The sequence below is a fragment of the Xiashengella succiniciproducens genome, from assembly GCF_023674465.1.
GTDB classification, from domain to species: domain Bacteria; phylum Bacteroidota; class Bacteroidia; order Bacteroidales; family Marinilabiliaceae; genus Geofilum; species Geofilum succiniciproducens.
Genome location: NZ_CP098400.1, coordinates 1,088,572 through 1,103,817, shown reverse-complemented (window position 1 = coordinate 1,103,817; position 15,246 = coordinate 1,088,572). Strand labels below are relative to the sequence as shown.

Annotated in this window: 15 protein-coding genes; 4 read left to right on the top strand and 11 right to left on the bottom strand. The window is 37.6% G+C overall.

All coding sequences use genetic code 11. The features are described 5' to 3' along the window. Positions 1-16: 16 nt before the first annotated feature. Positions 17-1,624, top strand: a complete 1,608-nt coding sequence (locus M9189_RS04640; RefSeq protein ID WP_250724999.1) for a fumarate hydratase — start codon at positions 17-19, stop codon at positions 1,622-1,624. A 342-nt stretch (positions 1,625-1,966) separates the two neighbouring features. Then, on the top strand, positions 1,967-2,638 hold the full coding sequence (locus tag M9189_RS04635; RefSeq protein WP_250724997.1) for a DUF3108 domain-containing protein: 672 nt from the start codon (positions 1,967-1,969) through the stop codon (positions 2,636-2,638). A 132-nt stretch (positions 2,639-2,770) separates the two neighbouring features. On the opposite strand, the gene M9189_RS04630 is transcribed toward M9189_RS04635, so the two are convergent. From M9189_RS04630 to M9189_RS04610, 6 genes are all read right to left on the bottom strand, one after another. Next, positions 2,771-4,018, bottom strand: a complete 1,248-nt coding sequence (locus M9189_RS04630) for an alginate export family protein (RefSeq protein WP_250724995.1) — start codon at positions 4,016-4,018, stop codon at positions 2,771-2,773. Positions 4,019-4,216: 198 nt separating this feature from the next. Next, positions 4,217-4,516 (bottom strand): IS66 family insertion sequence element accessory protein TnpA, encoded by a 300-nt coding sequence (gene tnpA, locus M9189_RS12930; protein ID WP_419184189.1) that lies wholly within the window; start codon positions 4,514-4,516, stop codon positions 4,217-4,219. 86 nt (positions 4,517-4,602) lie between these two features. Then, the gene (locus tag M9189_RS04625) at positions 4,603-5,664 is read right to left on the bottom strand and encodes a type II secretion system F family protein (RefSeq protein ID WP_250724993.1); all 1,062 of its coding nucleotides are present in this window, start codon (positions 5,662-5,664) and stop codon (positions 4,603-4,605) included. Beyond that, on the bottom strand, positions 5,654-6,175 hold the full coding sequence (locus M9189_RS04620) for a pilus assembly FimT family protein (protein WP_250724991.1): 522 nt from the start codon (positions 6,173-6,175) through the stop codon (positions 5,654-5,656). The genes M9189_RS04625 and M9189_RS04620 overlap by 11 nt, the downstream gene beginning before the upstream one ends. Beyond that, positions 6,168-6,488, bottom strand: coding sequence for a hypothetical protein (locus M9189_RS04615; RefSeq protein WP_250724989.1), 321 nt, complete (start codon positions 6,486-6,488; stop codon positions 6,168-6,170). Before M9189_RS04615 ends, M9189_RS04620 begins: the two co-directional genes overlap by 8 nt. A 14-nt stretch (positions 6,489-6,502) precedes the next feature. Next, positions 6,503-7,720: a hypothetical protein gene (locus M9189_RS04610; protein WP_250724987.1), complete on the bottom strand. Its 1,218-nt coding sequence runs from the start codon at positions 7,718-7,720 to the stop codon at positions 6,503-6,505. A 198-nt stretch (positions 7,721-7,918) separates the two neighbouring features. On the opposite strand from M9189_RS04610, the gene M9189_RS04605 reads away from it, so the two are divergent. Beyond that, positions 7,919-9,133 (top strand): IS4 family transposase, encoded by a 1,215-nt coding sequence (locus M9189_RS04605; protein ID WP_250723328.1) that lies wholly within the window; start codon positions 7,919-7,921, stop codon positions 9,131-9,133. Here M9189_RS04605 and M9189_RS04600 read toward each other — a convergent pair. Continuing rightward, positions 9,114-9,524: a hypothetical protein gene (locus M9189_RS04600; RefSeq protein WP_250724985.1), complete on the bottom strand. Its 411-nt coding sequence runs from the start codon at positions 9,522-9,524 to the stop codon at positions 9,114-9,116. The genes M9189_RS04605 and M9189_RS04600 overlap by 20 nt on opposite strands. A gap of 105 nt (positions 9,525-9,629) precedes the next feature. On the opposite strand from M9189_RS04600, the gene M9189_RS04595 reads away from it, so the two are divergent. Next, on the top strand, positions 9,630-11,015 hold the full coding sequence (locus tag M9189_RS04595) for an IS1380 family transposase (protein ID WP_250722148.1): 1,386 nt from the start codon (positions 9,630-9,632) through the stop codon (positions 11,013-11,015). Between the two features lie 371 nt (positions 11,016-11,386). On the opposite strand, the gene M9189_RS04590 is transcribed toward M9189_RS04595, so the two are convergent. The 4 genes from M9189_RS04590 to M9189_RS04575 are packed head-to-tail and all read right to left on the bottom strand — an operon-like array spanning position 11,387 to position 15,143. Continuing rightward, on the bottom strand, positions 11,387-11,842 hold the full coding sequence (locus M9189_RS04590; protein WP_250724983.1) for a hypothetical protein: 456 nt from the start codon (positions 11,840-11,842) through the stop codon (positions 11,387-11,389). Continuing rightward, complete coding sequence (locus M9189_RS04585) at positions 11,809-12,303, bottom strand: hypothetical protein (RefSeq protein ID WP_250724981.1); 495 nt, start codon at positions 12,301-12,303, stop codon at positions 11,809-11,811. Before M9189_RS04585 ends, M9189_RS04590 begins: the two co-directional genes overlap by 34 nt. Further along, on the bottom strand, positions 12,300-13,265 hold the full coding sequence (locus tag M9189_RS04580; protein ID WP_250724979.1) for a PilN domain-containing protein: 966 nt from the start codon (positions 13,263-13,265) through the stop codon (positions 12,300-12,302). The genes M9189_RS04585 and M9189_RS04580 overlap by 4 nt, the downstream gene beginning before the upstream one ends. Then, on the bottom strand, positions 13,266-15,143 hold the full coding sequence (locus tag M9189_RS04575; protein ID WP_250724977.1) for a type II secretion system protein GspD: 1,878 nt from the start codon (positions 15,141-15,143) through the stop codon (positions 13,266-13,268). Positions 15,144-15,246: the final 103 nt, after the last annotated feature.

The following is a 15,246-nucleotide window of genomic DNA, read 5'->3' as shown; positions in this document are numbered from 1 at the left end:
ATATAAGCTTAATACTATGACTGAATTTAAGTATCAAAAACCTTTCCCAATCCAGAAAGATACTACAGAGTACCGTCTGTTGACTAAGGACTATGTATCAACTATAGAAGTAGAAGGCAGGAAGATATTGAAGGTTGACCCCAAAGGTTTGGAACTATTGGCCAAGGAAGCAATCCACGATGTATCCTTCTATCTTCGCGCTTCTCACCTTGAAAAGCTTGCCAACATACTTAAGGATCCTGAAGCATCAGACAATGATCGCTTTGTGGCTCACACTATGTTGCTCAATCAGGTTGTTTCAGCAGAAGGTGAACTGCCTACCTGTCAGGACACTGGTACTGCTATTGTGATTGGTAAGAAGGGTGAGAATGTCTGGACCGGAGGTCATGATGCAGAAGCCCTGTCAAAAGGTATTTTCGAAACATACAAGGAGAAGAATCTGCGTTACTCTATGGTAGTTCCCTACACCATGTTCGATGAAAAGAACACAGGAACAAACCTGCCAGCACAGATTGACATATACGCTGAAGGAGACAACTCATACGAATTCCTTTTCATAACCAAGGGTGGCGGTTCTGGCAACAAGACCTTCCTGTATCAACAGACCAAGGCTCTGCTTACAGAAGAAGCGCTGACCAAGTTTATCAAAGAAAAGATCAAGGATCTTGGAACTTCAGCCTGTCCACCATATCACCTTGCACTGGTTATCGGTGGTACTTCAGCCGAAGCCAATCTCACTACAGTCAAGAAGGCATCAACAGGTTATCTGGATCATCTGCCTACACAAGGAAACGACGGTGGCCAAGCCTTCCGTGACCTGGAATGGGAAGCAAAAGTTCAGAAGATATGCGAAGAAAGTACCATTGGGGCTCAGTTTGGTGGCAAATATTTCGTACATGACGTAAAAGTAATCCGTCTGCCAAGACATGCTGCCTCCTGCCCTGTTGGTCTTGGAGTTAGCTGTAGCGCCGACAGAAATATCAAGGCAAAGATTACAGCTGATGGTATATTCCTGGAGCAACTAGAGAAGAACCCTGCACGCTTTGTTCCCGAAAGAGCTCCGGAATTAGCCGCTCCAATCAATATTGATCTGGACAGGCCGATGGAAGAGGTACTTAAGGATCTTTCAAAATATCCTATCAAGACACGTCTTAACCTCAGTGGTACATTGATAGTAGCACGTGACATTGCACACGCCCGGATCAAGAAGATGATTGACGAAGGCAAACCAATGCCTGAGTACTTCAAGAAGCACCCTGTATATTACGCAGGTCCTGCCAAGACACCTAAGGGGATGGCATCAGGCAGCTTCGGACCTACAACCGCAGGACGTATGGACTCATATGTAGATCTGTTCCAAAGCCTGGGTGGGTCGATGATCATGGTAGCAAAGGGTAACCGTTCCAAGGCAGTAACCGACTCATGTAAGAAGCATGGTGGTTTCTATCTTGGATCAATCGGTGGACCTGCAGCTATTCTTGCCAAGGACAGCATTAAGTCTGTTGAAGTAGTTGACTTCGAAGAGCTTGGTATGGAAGCAGTTCGTAAGATCAGGGTTGAAAACTTCCCTGCCTTTATTATAGTTGACGACAAGGGTAATGACTTCTTTGAGGCAATGAAGTAAAACACCAGAAAAAGAACCCATCAGGAACTCCTGCTATTGTCCTTGGTAAGAGTTTCAGGTTTATAGGACAAATGGCTAGTCCAAATTAGGTATAATTGATTTATTAGGACAAACAGATGAGAGAGGCCGTCACTACCGTGACGACCTCTTTTTATTTATTGCAATCCCTCTCACATTGAATCAGCTCTAATCCCGACACCTTATTAATGTTTTCTACCAGTCTCATACCTTTCTTTATCATCTGAAAACTACCCATTTATCAAAACGCTGTTGAATTCAAATCAAAATTTCAGGAACTTAAGCACACTATTTAGCCTATTTGTTAATCTATAAGAATCTACCATGAAAAAGTCAATCATCCTAACCATTAGCCTGCTGATGGCTGGTGCATTTGCTGCCAGTGCACAGGACTGCACCCTATTCTTTCCGCAAAAGGAAGGAACCAAACTGACTTATGCCAACTCTTCCAAGCCGGGCAAAGTCGATTCGTACATTACCTATTTGATCAAGAATAAGAATAGTGACCAGAGCAGAATTACCATCGAGGCTGAGAACCTCAATGCAAAGGGTAAATCTGAACTAAAGTATGAGTTTGATGCATGGTGCGAAGACGGAAGCTTTTACATCGACATGCGCAATATGATCTCGTCGATGCAGGTAAAGGATATCGAAGGCTTTAAGATTGAGACCAATGATATGCATTTCCCTTCAACCATGAAAGAAGGACAGCAACTAAAGGACGCCTCCATGAAGATGAGTATGCAGGGCCCTATATCAATGGCTATGTCGGTCAGCATCACCAACCGGAATGTAGAAGCAGTTGAAGACATCAGCACCCCTGCCGGAACTTTCAAGTGTTACAAAATCAGCTCAGTAGTAAAAAGTGACATGGGCTTTATCAAGGTTGAAAATCAGGTAACCGAGTGGTATTCAGAAAATATTGGTATGGTAAAGTCAGTAACCCAAAACAAGGGCAAAGTAATCAGTACCTGCGAACTAACTAAAGTTGAATAGTCTGTTTTCCATTTAGTAAGTAAAAAGGGGAGTACCGCTCGCAAGCGGTGCTCCCCTATTCGGGCATTTGCTATTTGCTGTTACTTGTCAATCCCGACAGTACAGTTCTACATTTATTCACTTTATACCCTGCTAATATATTTTGGGAGTGAATGTCAACATAACGTAGAAGAAGTGGGAATATTTTGTATCTGTAATTCCTTGAATATCCTTTAGGTTGTCGGTTGGCAGGAAGAAAGCATAACCACTTTCGAAGGCTCCTGACTTGGAGAACTTATACTTAAGCACTATATCATTTTCAAAACCAAGGTTCTTATCGATAGTACCAATTATTGTACCTCCTTCGTTATATTTATTGACTTCCTGAGCAAGGGTGAAATAGTGGCTAGTGTTTTTGATATTTACCTTTTCATTGATTGCATAATCGAAGTACAGGTAGATATCACCAAGACCACCACCCCGTGTATCAGTAGCAAAACTCCTGAAATAGTCAATATCGCCAAAATTACCGTGACCACTGGCATAGATGTAGTCGAACAACCTATCCTTGTTTGTGTCGTCTTTCTTCCTACCTGAGAGGTAAACACCGGCAAGACCTGTTTTCAGATCGCCTGCCTTAATGCTGGCACCTGCTGCAAGCAAGTATGCACTAACATCAATATTTGCCTTGTTTTTACCATATTGGTAGTAAGCATTACCGAAAGCAGAAAAGTCTCCCTTTTCAATAACTGAATACAAGCCTGTAGTATGTCTGAAGCGGATTGTATTGGACTCGTCCGATTCGGTAATACCAGAAGAAAGGTGGGTTAAAGAAGCCGATAATCCATTCTCCCCCTTATGCCGAAGCCAGAGCAGATTAAGTGATTTGTAACGGTTAGAGCGGTAATAGTTGTTTTGCAGAGTCTGACTGGCTGAGTTCCAGGCGGCACCAAGATGGAAATCCCACTCACCTGATTTATACTTGTAAAGCAACGCATCATGTGAAGTACCGCGTTGGTTCCAGTTTCCTGCAGACAACAGGAACTGGTTATCGTAGTTCCACACCTGCCGTCCTACAACGAGTCTGCTATTCTTGAGGAACTTAATATCAACCCAACCTTCGAAGAGTTCAAGAGATGGTTTATTATTACCATTTACCTCATCACCCCATACTCTGACATCCTGGGGTGAGAAACGCAGTTTAAGATCTTCATTTTCAAAGTTTACAATAATTCTGGTACGTTGAGATACAGAAACGTGGGCTTCATTGTCTTCACCAGCCAGTTTCTGATAACCGTCACGGTACTCGCCGCGATTACGTAACTCTGTACCAACACTTAGTTGGGCATTAGCAACCTGAGTCAGGGCCAGAATCGAAACAAACAGAAAAACTTTGCGCATGAGTTAAAATTTAATGTTCAATACTATTTATTGTGGCTGAAAGGTGAAATTCGCAAACGAATGTATTAAATTTTTGATTTGGCGATGCTATCCCCCTCAAAAAGAGGTATTTATACCCATCAGCCGTGTTTGCCTGATTATCACCACATTTATAATGCGCAAATTATGAAAAGAGGATAATTGTCATCTATACCCAATTTAGGGCATCTTGCTCCCATTGGGAAAAACAAGTTCTACAGGTGCCGTTAAGCAGTTTATATCATCGGTTCTGCTTGAGGTTACCCTGGATTGATTGTCGCGTACTGGGTGCTCAGCAGATACTGAATCGAAAACCAGTGGTATAAAGCACTTAGGTTCTTCTTGTGCTGTGTTCCACAACTGCTTTCTCCAGTAATAAAAGCTGGAAGGGGATAATGCCTGGTTAGAACAAAAGTCTCGTACACTTAAATTTGATTCCTGGTATTCCTTATAGAGCTGTTTGAGGGTCGTTAGTGTCATCCTCATTTTTTGCCTTCAAAGAAACGAAGCTTAAACTTTGATCGCAATATGTACTAGGCCGAATGCTTACTAAAAAAGAGCCAGTTTTAACCCATGATACCACCCAATTTAAACATTGGTAAATACATAGAAATCAAGACAGCTGCTACCATTACACCTACAATAAATATTAAAATAGGTTCCAAAAAGCTCCCTAATTTCTGTAATTCATATTCCAATTCATGAGTTAAACTAGTCGATTGTTTCTCAAGCATTTCGGGTAAGCGGTTGGTTTCTTCGCCAACACGCAGCAAAGTCACTAATTTCTGTTCATAAAGATGAGGAAATTGCTGTAAACTGTTGCTCAATAATTCCCCTCGTTGTAAACCTAGTTCCATTCTTTTTAATGATTGTTGGTAAGGATAAAAGGTTAAAATATCTTTTAGAATTTCAATACCGCTAAGTAATGGTACACCCGAACTGATTAACAAATAGAGTAATTTACAAAAATGAGCCTGCATGTTCCGACGTATAACTTTATTTACAAAGGGTATAAACAAGACAAATTTTGATATTGTTTTACGTACAGAGTCGTTATTCCGTTTAGAATAAAGTAAATACCCTCCAATTAAGCCAGCAGAAATGACGAAAAATGAAATCAACGGCAATTTTTTAGATGTTGCAATCACAAATTGAGTCATAGCTGGCAATTCTCCGTTCATTCGTGCATAAACAGTTTCAAACATAGGAACAATAACTAACAGCATGAAAATAACGACCATAATAGTCATTGCTAAAATGATTAAAGGGTACCGTATGGCTGAATACAACATTCGTTTTTGTTCAATTTTCTTATGGTAGTAATTTGCCAAAAAATCTAGTGAATCGTTCAATCGACCGGTTTCTTCGCCAATATAAATGACGCCACAGTCTAAAGCTGAAAAACTTGCTGTACTTCGAATGCTGTTATGCAACGTTTTACCTTGAACAACTTTCTGATATATTTTTTGTAAGAATTGTTTTTGTTTTGTTTGTTCTTCAGTTTCTATCAACAATTCAAAAGAATGAGAGAAATCCAATCCGGCTGAAAGTAAGGAGGATAATTCAGCGAACATCAACTCCTTTTTATTATCTGACACCTTGATAAAAGCTTTTGAACTATTCTTCATATTGATATTTTTTTTCCAGGTTCATCCATTTTTGTCGAAGAATTTCTTTTTCTGATGGCTTATGCACAAAATACAAGTGTAACACTTTTAATGAATCTTGGTGTATATCTATAAATACAGAATCCAGATAATCGTTATTATCAATCAAGGCTTTTTTATAAGTTAAATTTGAAACTTTTGTATTTAACAGAGTGTCGTTTTTTTCATTGGCAAACGAAAACAATAAGCAAGATTCGCTAATGTGTAAGTGTCCAGGTATTGAGCGATATATATATAGTTGATTGTTTTTGTTCATCTTTAGTGAATCGGCAGAAACAATCAAGTCGTTCAATTTATAATAACCATCATAGAATTTGCCGTTTTCTGCGATAGTGTTTGATTTTTTTTGCGCAAATTGTATGAATAAGGCAGTTCCGTCCATAACCAGGAGAAATAAAATACCCATAATTATCAAAACGACCAACATTTCAGGTAACGAAAATGCAGCTATTTTATTCTTACTGCTATTCATATCGTTTTATAATTTGGGTTCTGATTATTTTACGTTGTTCCTTAATTAAGGTGGCTGTTATTTCTACTTTTTGCAGGTCTTGATAATCCTTGTATGGTTCCAGGTTTATTTTGATGTATCCCCATTTACATTGAACAGATGAATCTTGTTTAATATGTCCGTTAATACAATCATTAACTATTTTTTTTATATAGAAATCGGCTTCTATAATATTGCACCGATCTTTTGGTTGCAATGTTATTTTTGTAATGGAACTCAGACCAATGGCAAAGATGAGTAAAAAAATAAGAGAAGCCACAAGTACTTCTGCCAATGATTCAGCTTTTATCATTTGTTTTCTGAACATATCTGCATCATTTGGAGATTATGACTGTTATCGGTTACCCATAAGGGATAGGCAATCCAGTCGTTTTGCAATAATGACATATTACTCATTAAATCAACTGAATATCCACTTGTTGATTTGTAAATACAACGATTTAAAAAGGCCTTTCCCGAAACAATTCCTTGAATCTGAGAAATTCCATTGACATATAAAAGCCCCCTAAGAATGGATGTTTTGGATTGATAGTAGTTTAATTCATTTGTTATATAATTATCGACATCCACAATAATATATCCTTCAATTTCGCATTTATTTCGAACTTCAATATATTTCTGACTGTAAACACCAGATGGATATGTTAATTTGACTTTTGAGTCTATCCATACAGAATCTTTGGCAAAGATCTGCAAAGATCCTTTAAAACCTGATTCTACAATTACCCGATTGGCAATTAAAATAATGTTTTCGATAACCGCATTGGAACCAATAATCACATCATCTCCACATAGTATGATATTGCCTGATAAAATGGTATTGCCTACATATTCGTTAACGGCATAAATAAGAGGAGGCATTTCAGAAAAGGATTGACTGATAGAGTCGTCACTCATAATTTCCAATGGCTTAAGCTGTCTTAATTTTTGAATCTCTTTTTTAGCGTTTTGAGAGGGTTGTGGAATTTCAGCCTCGCTTATTTGTATGTTTGATGGAGACACTGGTTCTCCGCTGAAGAATTGATTACCTGAATGACCGTATATAATCCCTTTTTCCGGTAATGCTAAAGAACCTTGTAAATTGGTGTTTTCTACTAAAGTTAAAGAAGATTGCCCATTAGTGTAATACAAATTATACTGGCTTACCGATGAAGGTGTTATTCCGTATAACCTATGTTGTTTTATATTTGCGTTATCGGAAGCAATGTTAATCCAATGATATAATCCCCATGTCTTTTTTTTAATAATTACCGATGACGCAATAGAATCATACAGATTTAAGCATAAAGAATCATCCATTTCATTAAATAATTCAGGATGAGCCTCGTATAAGACATATGCCGATTCAATATTGGAACGGCATTTTTCGATGTACTCATTCCGGGAAAATAGCCATAAATCCGATTCCCACAGCGACAAAAGTACAAATGTTAACAGTAGTAAAAGAGTTGATACAACCATTACTGTCGGCAATATTTGTGCTTTTAGTTTTTTCGCAATTTTCATCTTATAGTGATCGTTTCACCCAATAGGTTTGTTTCCCGTTTTCGAAAAGTACAGAGTCTATGGAGGTATGACGTAATTTGTAATTATTAATCACTGTTGTCCGATAAAAACTTTTTAGAAAAAGTACGCGGGCAAATTTGAGTTTTGCCCGTCGTACTAATAATTGTAGCTTTGTATTCATCACAAAACAAGTCTACAATGAACAAAAGTACTTATTTTTTTGGACAATCGGTATTCGGACAGCTCATATCTATGGTAGATACAAGGATTATCGCCCGAAACAGCAAACGGTACAAGGCCGATCATTACGTGAAACGTTTCACGGCTAAGGATCACCTTATAAGCATGTTGTTTTGCGTCTTCGCCAAATGCTCCTCCCTGCGCGAGGTGGCGGGTGCAATGCTCGGTCTTTCAGGCAAGACCAGGCATTTCCAGCTCGGCCACATACCCTACCGGAGCACCTTGTCGGACGCCAACAAGCGCAGGAGCGTTGATTTCTTCTCGGGCGTGTACCACGACCTGCTTCGCGAGTACCAACACGTGATCTCGGACACCCGCTTTAAAGATGTGTTGAACAAGCAGGTCGAGATCTTCGACAGCACGGTTATCAGTTTGTTCCAGGACATCTTGAAGTGCGTCGGCAGAACACCCTCGAACGGTAAACGCAAAGGGGGGATCAAGGTGCACACCGTTATCAATGTCGACGAGCCCGTTCCCAAGATGATATGGTTCTCATCCGCTGCCACGAACGATCACCTGCTGTTGAGGAAACTGGAACCGGATGACAACACTATTTACGTCTTCGACAAGGGATACAACGATTATAAAGCCTTCAAGCTGTTTTGTGAAAAGGGAGCCGGATTCGTTACCCGCATCAAGGAGAACGCCGTTTACAAGGTGGAGCAAGAACTTTACATCGATGAATGCATCCACAGCGGCGTGCTGGAAGACACTATCATCGAGGTGACCGTGAAGGAAGATGATGGCGGGAGCAAGCTGAAGTTGCGCAAGGTGGTGTTCTACGACAGGGTGTTGAAAAGGAAGTTCGAGTTCCTCACCAACCTGTTCGAGATGCGGCCCGACATGATAGCGGCCTTGTATAAAACAAGATGGCAAATAGAGCTGTTATTCAAGCAGTTAAAATCAAACTTCCCCCTGAAGTACTTCCTCGGGGATAACGAGAACGCGATAAAAATACAGGTATATTGCGCTTTGATCGTGAACCTCTTGCTCACGGTTATACAGAAGCGGTTGAAACGGCCTTGGGCATTCTCCAACCTGGTGTCATTTTGCAGGATACACCTGTTTAATTACCTGCACTTGATAAAATTTTTAGAAAACCCGGAACGAGATTGGCAACGAGATGACCAGGATTTAGAGATGCTTACCCTTTTCAGGGGGGCTTACTTTTGAAAATAGAAAAATTATAAAAAGAAACGACTGATAATAAGCCGGTTAAAAGTAACGAAGAATCAAAATCGGTTTTTATCGGACGGCAATGATTATTAATACAATCTCCTTGTTCAATTACATGTTGAGCTCCATTTATTTCTATAATATATCTCTTTTGATTACCATAAGAAAACATTCCTAAATAACGAAAGTGTACATTGTTTTCTTCTATTTTTTTTATTTGAGAATGTGAAGTGGTAAAATTCTTAGGCGTGGTAATAGAAGGTTGGTCTTTTTTTGATAAAAAAGGGTCGCGGTAATTAAGAAGTAGTGGTTCAATAGCATTTTGTTTTTTTGACGATACAGGTCGTTCACTTTTCTTATTTATACCTATATTGAGCGATTTATACAAAAAAAAATAAAAGATAGCTTGCTTATAACCTTGATAATGTGTATTTTAGAGGTATTAAAATAAAAAAACAACACTTCACCATTTAGGTGCACAAGACTATCTTTTATGAGTACGAAGATAACAAAAATCGGCATTACAACCAATAAAATTTCTGGTCGTGGAGGGCTCCCTTTATTTCTTCGCTACACTGAGCAAATTGGCTTATATGGGCTAATATCGCGTAATGTTTCTTCTCTGCTTACTGGAAACAGCAAAGGCTTGCAGCTTCAACAGTTTGTAAAACAGATTGTTGCATTTTTTATAGATGGCACAAATATGGCCATAAGCAGTTTTGATCAAAGTAAAAAGGATGAAGGATATGCATGTTTGCTTGAATGCAAGACCGACCAATTGGCCTCTTCTCACCAGGTCAAACGTTTTTTTGGGAAGCTGTCCGTTATTTCAAACTCGGTATTCAATAAGATACTTAATGAACTGTTTATCTGGAGGCTTCACATATCCAAACCCAAAGTTATAGAACTGGGCATTGACACCATGGTTTTGGATAATGACGATGCTGCGAAACGCGAAGGTTGCGAGGTCACTTACAAGCGTAAGAAAGGGTTTCAGCCACTTCATATATGCTGGGGCTCGTTTCTGATAGACGTGACCTTTAGAAAAGGAAGTGCTCATTCCAATCATGGATCAGATTACACCGACAGGGTACGCTCTATAGTAAATCTGATACGCAAGAGATACTCCAAAGAAGTCCCTATTGTGGTGTGCGCCGATAGTGGGTTTGCGGATCAGAAAGCGTACGAGATATTCGAGCAAGAGCTTAATATACATTACATTACAACAGGAAAATTGTACAATGATGTTACTGAATATGTAAAGGCTTTACCCATTGACACTTTGGGCAAAATCACTAAAAATAAAGCAGTCTGGCAATTTGCGGAATTTGCCAGCAAGTTGAAATCCTGGTCCAAGTTTCGTCGTTGCTTTTTTACCAGATTGCACCGGGATGATACCGGGCAGTACGTAATGGAATTTGGTAAGCCTGACAGCGTCATCTATACCAATATCGGGAACTGTCCTGTCGCTGACAAAAGGCTTCGGGCATCCGGTGGAGATGAGTGGTTTAAAGCTGATACCATCATACGAAAATCACACCAAAGAGGAGCCGACGAGTTGATACATCGTAGCATTAAAGAGCTTGCTACCAGAGAACAACTTCCTTTTAAATCCTTTGGAATGAACAGAGCCTATTATTTTATGCTGGTAGTTACACACTTTATTTTCGAAGCATACAAACAAGATGTTACCGCAGAGGTTATTCCGGTAACCGTATATCCTAATACATTCAGAAGAAAGCTTATTGATTTTGCTGTCAAGATAACCTCAAGGGCAAGGAGTATTGTCCTGAATGTCACCAGAGTAATTTATGAAACGATAAATATTGAAGAGTTATGGGAACGGTGTCAGTCACCGCCGAAAATTCAGTTTGCATAAGGCAGAACAACATACCTCAGGATTGTAAACCCGTAGTGGTAATGGGAGACTTATGTCCAGACCCATAGAAAATGCGATAAAGTTCGGTTTGAGTGAAAAACAGAACTGAATTTTCGTTGAAAAAGTACACGAAAGAAGCCTACCTCTGAGAAAATTTCCGTTTTTTTGAAATCAAGTGAGACGACGGGGGCAGGTGAAATTACGAATCGCTCAATTTAGGTTATAAAGTCATGAGTAGGGAAAAAAACCTTTTGAGCAATAGCTCCCCAAATAACTATCACTAAAACAATAAGGATGTATGTTGTGACTTTTGATTTCATTCTTTTACCTGTTGAATAAGCTTTCTTTGGATTGGTTATTTCATTTTTAGTTTATTGATCTGTTTCATCTCCTTTATCCTGAACAGGTTCATCTTCTTCAGGTTTCAGTATGTCCAATACTGTTAATTCATAAATTGGATTTAAAGAAGAGTAAGCAGAATTAAAGGCTTTAACAAACCATTGATAATTTCCGCTTTGTAGGATGGCGGTTTTTTTCGAGACTGTTTTTAGAGAATCTCCATAAATAATGGTATCGCAGATTACATTTGACATTTCTATGAAAGAGGGTGAAACAATCATTAAATGATAATATTCAGCACCTTCCATATTTTCCCACATAAAGGTTATGGAGCCTTCATTAATTGAACAGCCTCCAACAGGCGAAATGATTTCAACGTGTTTGTCTTCAATGTTTTCGTCAAAAATATCATCGCATGCAAAACAGAAAAAAACACAGATAATAAATAGATATTTCATTTTTTGATATTGTTTAATTGTTGTATCCATAAAGTCAAATACAATTTTTCATTGTTTTGTTGACGTTGTTTTTGTATTTTAAAATTAGCCGAAGCAATCTTGCACGAACTGTATTTTGTTTCAATCTCATTTATCATCTTTATTAAAGAGATAAACTGACCTTCAAATACTATTTCAACTGTAAACTCTTTAACAAACTCCTCTTCGTTATGAAGTATTGGTGTATAACGCTCTATTTTCACATTATTTAATGTCATATTTTGAGACATTAAATTTATTAAATGGCCGTTTTGTAAGATATCATCCCCATAATCTTCAACGTTTGCAGTTGGAGTTATCCTAATTTGTTTTTGTAAATTATTGAGTTCAATTTTTTCCTGACGAAGTAACCAATATTGTGAGATTGTTTTTTTTAATGCTAATTGATACACGCATATAGGAAGTAAAATCAGCAATAGAAACAAATATATCAGGCCTTTGATTCGTTTCATATCTCTATTTTTATAAGGAAAGACAATTTATCGGCATTTGATTTGGATGTAACTTTTTCTAACTGTGTTTTTTTTATAAAACTCAGTTTTTCAAGGTCTTCAATAAATTGTGAAATACTTTTTGAATCACTCGATTCACCTGATATGTAAATTCGGTTCTCATCAACGCTTTGTTTATCTTTTATGGAATTGCTCTTTAAAGGTGGTTGGATTGATAGTTCGGTTAGGAATATGCTCAAAGGTACCACTGAGGCAATCTGGTCGCAAAGCCAGGCATAATTATAAGGTAAATTACTTTTAAAACTCTGTATTCGTTGTATTTGCTGATTGGTCATTCTTTTTTCTGTATCGAGTTTTTTTCGAAGCAGGACCAATGTCTTGTGCTGATCTTTATATTTTGTGGAGATATTATGACCAATAAATGCGTTTAAAATTAAAATAGAAAGACACCCCAACAGGAAGAACATTTTTGTCTTTTTTACAAATGCTGTTGCAATTTGTTGGCCTAATGAATCAATTCGAAAAAGAGATTTCCATTGAATTTGTTTAATATAAACGTTTTTAATATATGATTGAATAGTAGGAGGTTGAATGTTGGCAATACATCCTTGATTTATGACTAAATAATTTTCACTAAATACATGTTTCGATAGTTGCTCCTTTCGCATAAATGAAAGAGTGTGATTGGCCGTATCTTCTGTATATAAATAAACCTCCGTGTTGAGTTTAATCTTTTCTAATAATTCCGTATTGTCATCTTTGTTTTTAGTCAAAACGCCATAACCTGCATACAAAACAACCGTTAACTCTTGTGGCGTTAATTCTGATTGGTTAACGGGCAGTAATTGGATTTGATTGCGATTGAATTTCGCAATATAGGCTTGAATATTTGTCGTGTCAGAAGCCTGAAATTCAACAACAAGAATATTGATTTTATTTAATATGCCAGACAGTATTTGCATTTATAGAATAGTTGGTTTTATAAAAACAGTTAGTTTATTTTTAATTTTATTGTCTGTTGTTTGTCCAAACAGATATTTTAAACCAGGAATTCGAGAAATCCATGGTAATCCACTTGAAGAATTGTTTTGGGTGTTTTTTTCAATTCCCCCTAGTAAAACCATCTCTTCATTTTGGACTTCTATCATTGATTTAAAGCTTCTTGTTGAAATTCCAGGAGGAGAATCTTCTCCGGTGAGTTCTAAAAACTCGTTTTGCTCAATTTCAATTTCTAACGTAATGCTATTATTTTGACTGACAAAAGGAGTTATTTTAATGATCATATCAGCTGTAACGTCCTTCCATACGTATGATTCGGATTGAATGGGGTTCTGGGTACCAAAATAGCTGTTGGCGATTTCTTTATAGTATGTTTTTTCTCCACTTTTTAAGATCGCTTCGTGGCCGTTTAATGTTGATAATTTTGGAGTTGATTGAAGTTTAATGGTTCCGTTATCTTCCAGAAATTTCAGATTCATATAAAAATCAGAGTTTACCTTACCCATATTTACAGAACCAAAGCCATTAAGTCGGTTAATCAGCTTATTAACTGATGCTGCGTTTAAATTCATATTAACACCGGGACTCAAGGTTCCTGAGGTTTTGCTTGGAGAGTCAAGCCCCATACCTACTCCTATTTCTTTAATGCTTTGTTTGGTCACATCAACAATGATTACTTCAATAGTTACCAGAGGGACTTTTATATCAATGCTTTGTATAAAATTTTCTATTCGTGATATAGAGCGTTGTTCGCCGGAAACAATCAGGCTGTTTAAATCAGGGAAAGTTTTTATTTGAATGTCATTTTTCAGGTTTTGAGGTATTACTTCTTCAAGTTTATTGACCGATCTGTTTTGCAATGAGATAATTTTAACCGAAGTTAATTCATTCCCTTTTTTCCCAAAGAAAAAGATTCCGTTCTCTTTGTAATACGAAAATGGTGTTCCCGAAAAAAGTACATCCAGTAAGGTCTCAAACGAAACGTCAGAAACATATACACTTGTTTGCTCATTAATGGGGGAGATAAAAAAGCGGTTTTTCCCTGCTTGGTTACATATTTCAGTAATTAGATCCTGAATGTTGCAATTTCTAATATGAGCAGTTATAAATCCTAAAGAATCAATTGTCAGTTGATCGTTTGAAAAGGTGTTGTAAAAATTAAACGATTCAGCCTGACGTGGCGATTTCTCATTGTTAGCAGATAGATTCCATACACCGTTTTTGGGATTTTTCGATAATAATAAATTATTAGTCGAAGCAAATGCCATTAAAGCTTCGTCAAGCGGCATGTTATTAACATAGCCAAATACTCGATTATTGTAAAGGTCCTGTGGCAGTATGATGTTTTGTTTTGTTTTTTCTCCAATTTCTTTAATAACATCAATCAGGTTATCGTTATTTAAATCGTAGCTTAAAAGAAATAAGGTATCGTTATATAAAACAAAAGGCAATTTAGGTTTAGGTTCCGGTTTTGCGAGAGGGTAAATGGAGGCAATATTACCAATGGCATCTAACTCTAAGTTGTACTCAAGGCACAAAAAGTGAATCATATCAACCACTTTTACCTTCGAAAAATTACAGGTTGCCATAATATTGTCAATATTTTTAGCACTGATATTTATCTCTGTAAGATTGGCAATATTTCTAAATATCTCAGTTATTGAAACATTTCCTACCGATAAGTCAATCTCCTTGAGATAAGAAGGGTTGTTTTGTGATAAAAAGCTCAATTTTTCAGTTATATCTTTTGCTCTAATGGAATCACTCTTGTTGGCAAAAGTATTTTGAACAAAGAATACTAGTGTAAATAATATGATAACAAAGATGAGTGTCCGTTTCATGTGTCTAAAATTTGTTTTTCAGTTGTTATATAAAACATCCATGTCCGGTAATCATGGTTCTGTGTGTCGCCCGATAGGTGGTCTGGATGTTTCATGTATTGTT

Bases quoted from the DNA above. Each gene is read 5' to 3' on its own strand.
- M9189_RS04590 (WP_250724983.1), bottom strand. From the start codon at position 11,842: ATGGATACAACAATTAAACAATATCAAAAAATGAAATATCTATTTATT.
- M9189_RS04610 (WP_250724987.1), bottom strand. From the start codon at position 7,720: ATGAAAATTGCGAAAAAACTAAAAGCACAAATATTGCCGACAGTAATG.
- M9189_RS04580 (WP_250724979.1), bottom strand. From the start codon at position 13,265: ATGCAAATACTGTCTGGCATATTAAATAAAATCAATATTCTTGTTGTT.
- M9189_RS04605 (WP_250723328.1), top strand. From the start codon at position 7,919: ATGAACAAAAGTACTTATTTTTTTGGACAATCGGTATTCGGACAGCTC.
- M9189_RS04625 (WP_250724993.1), bottom strand. From the start codon at position 5,664: ATGAAGAATAGTTCAAAAGCTTTTATCAAGGTGTCAGATAATAAAAAG.
- M9189_RS04635 (WP_250724997.1), top strand. From the start codon at position 1,967: ATGAAAAAGTCAATCATCCTAACCATTAGCCTGCTGATGGCTGGTGCA.
- M9189_RS04575 (WP_250724977.1), bottom strand. From the start codon at position 15,143: ATGAAACGGACACTCATCTTTGTTATCATATTATTTACACTAGTATTC.
- M9189_RS04585 (WP_250724981.1), bottom strand. From the start codon at position 12,303: ATGAAACGAATCAAAGGCCTGATATATTTGTTTCTATTGCTGATTTTA.
- M9189_RS04640 (WP_250724999.1), top strand. From the start codon at position 17: ATGACTGAATTTAAGTATCAAAAACCTTTCCCAATCCAGAAAGATACT.
- tnpA (WP_419184189.1), bottom strand. From the start codon at position 4,516: ATGACACTAACGACCCTCAAACAGCTCTATAAGGAATACCAGGAATCA.
- M9189_RS04630 (WP_250724995.1), bottom strand. From the start codon at position 4,018: ATGCGCAAAGTTTTTCTGTTTGTTTCGATTCTGGCCCTGACTCAGGTT.
- M9189_RS04595 (WP_250722148.1), top strand. From the start codon at position 9,630: ATGAGTACGAAGATAACAAAAATCGGCATTACAACCAATAAAATTTCT.
- M9189_RS04620 (WP_250724991.1), bottom strand. From the start codon at position 6,175: ATGAATAGCAGTAAGAATAAAATAGCTGCATTTTCGTTACCTGAAATG.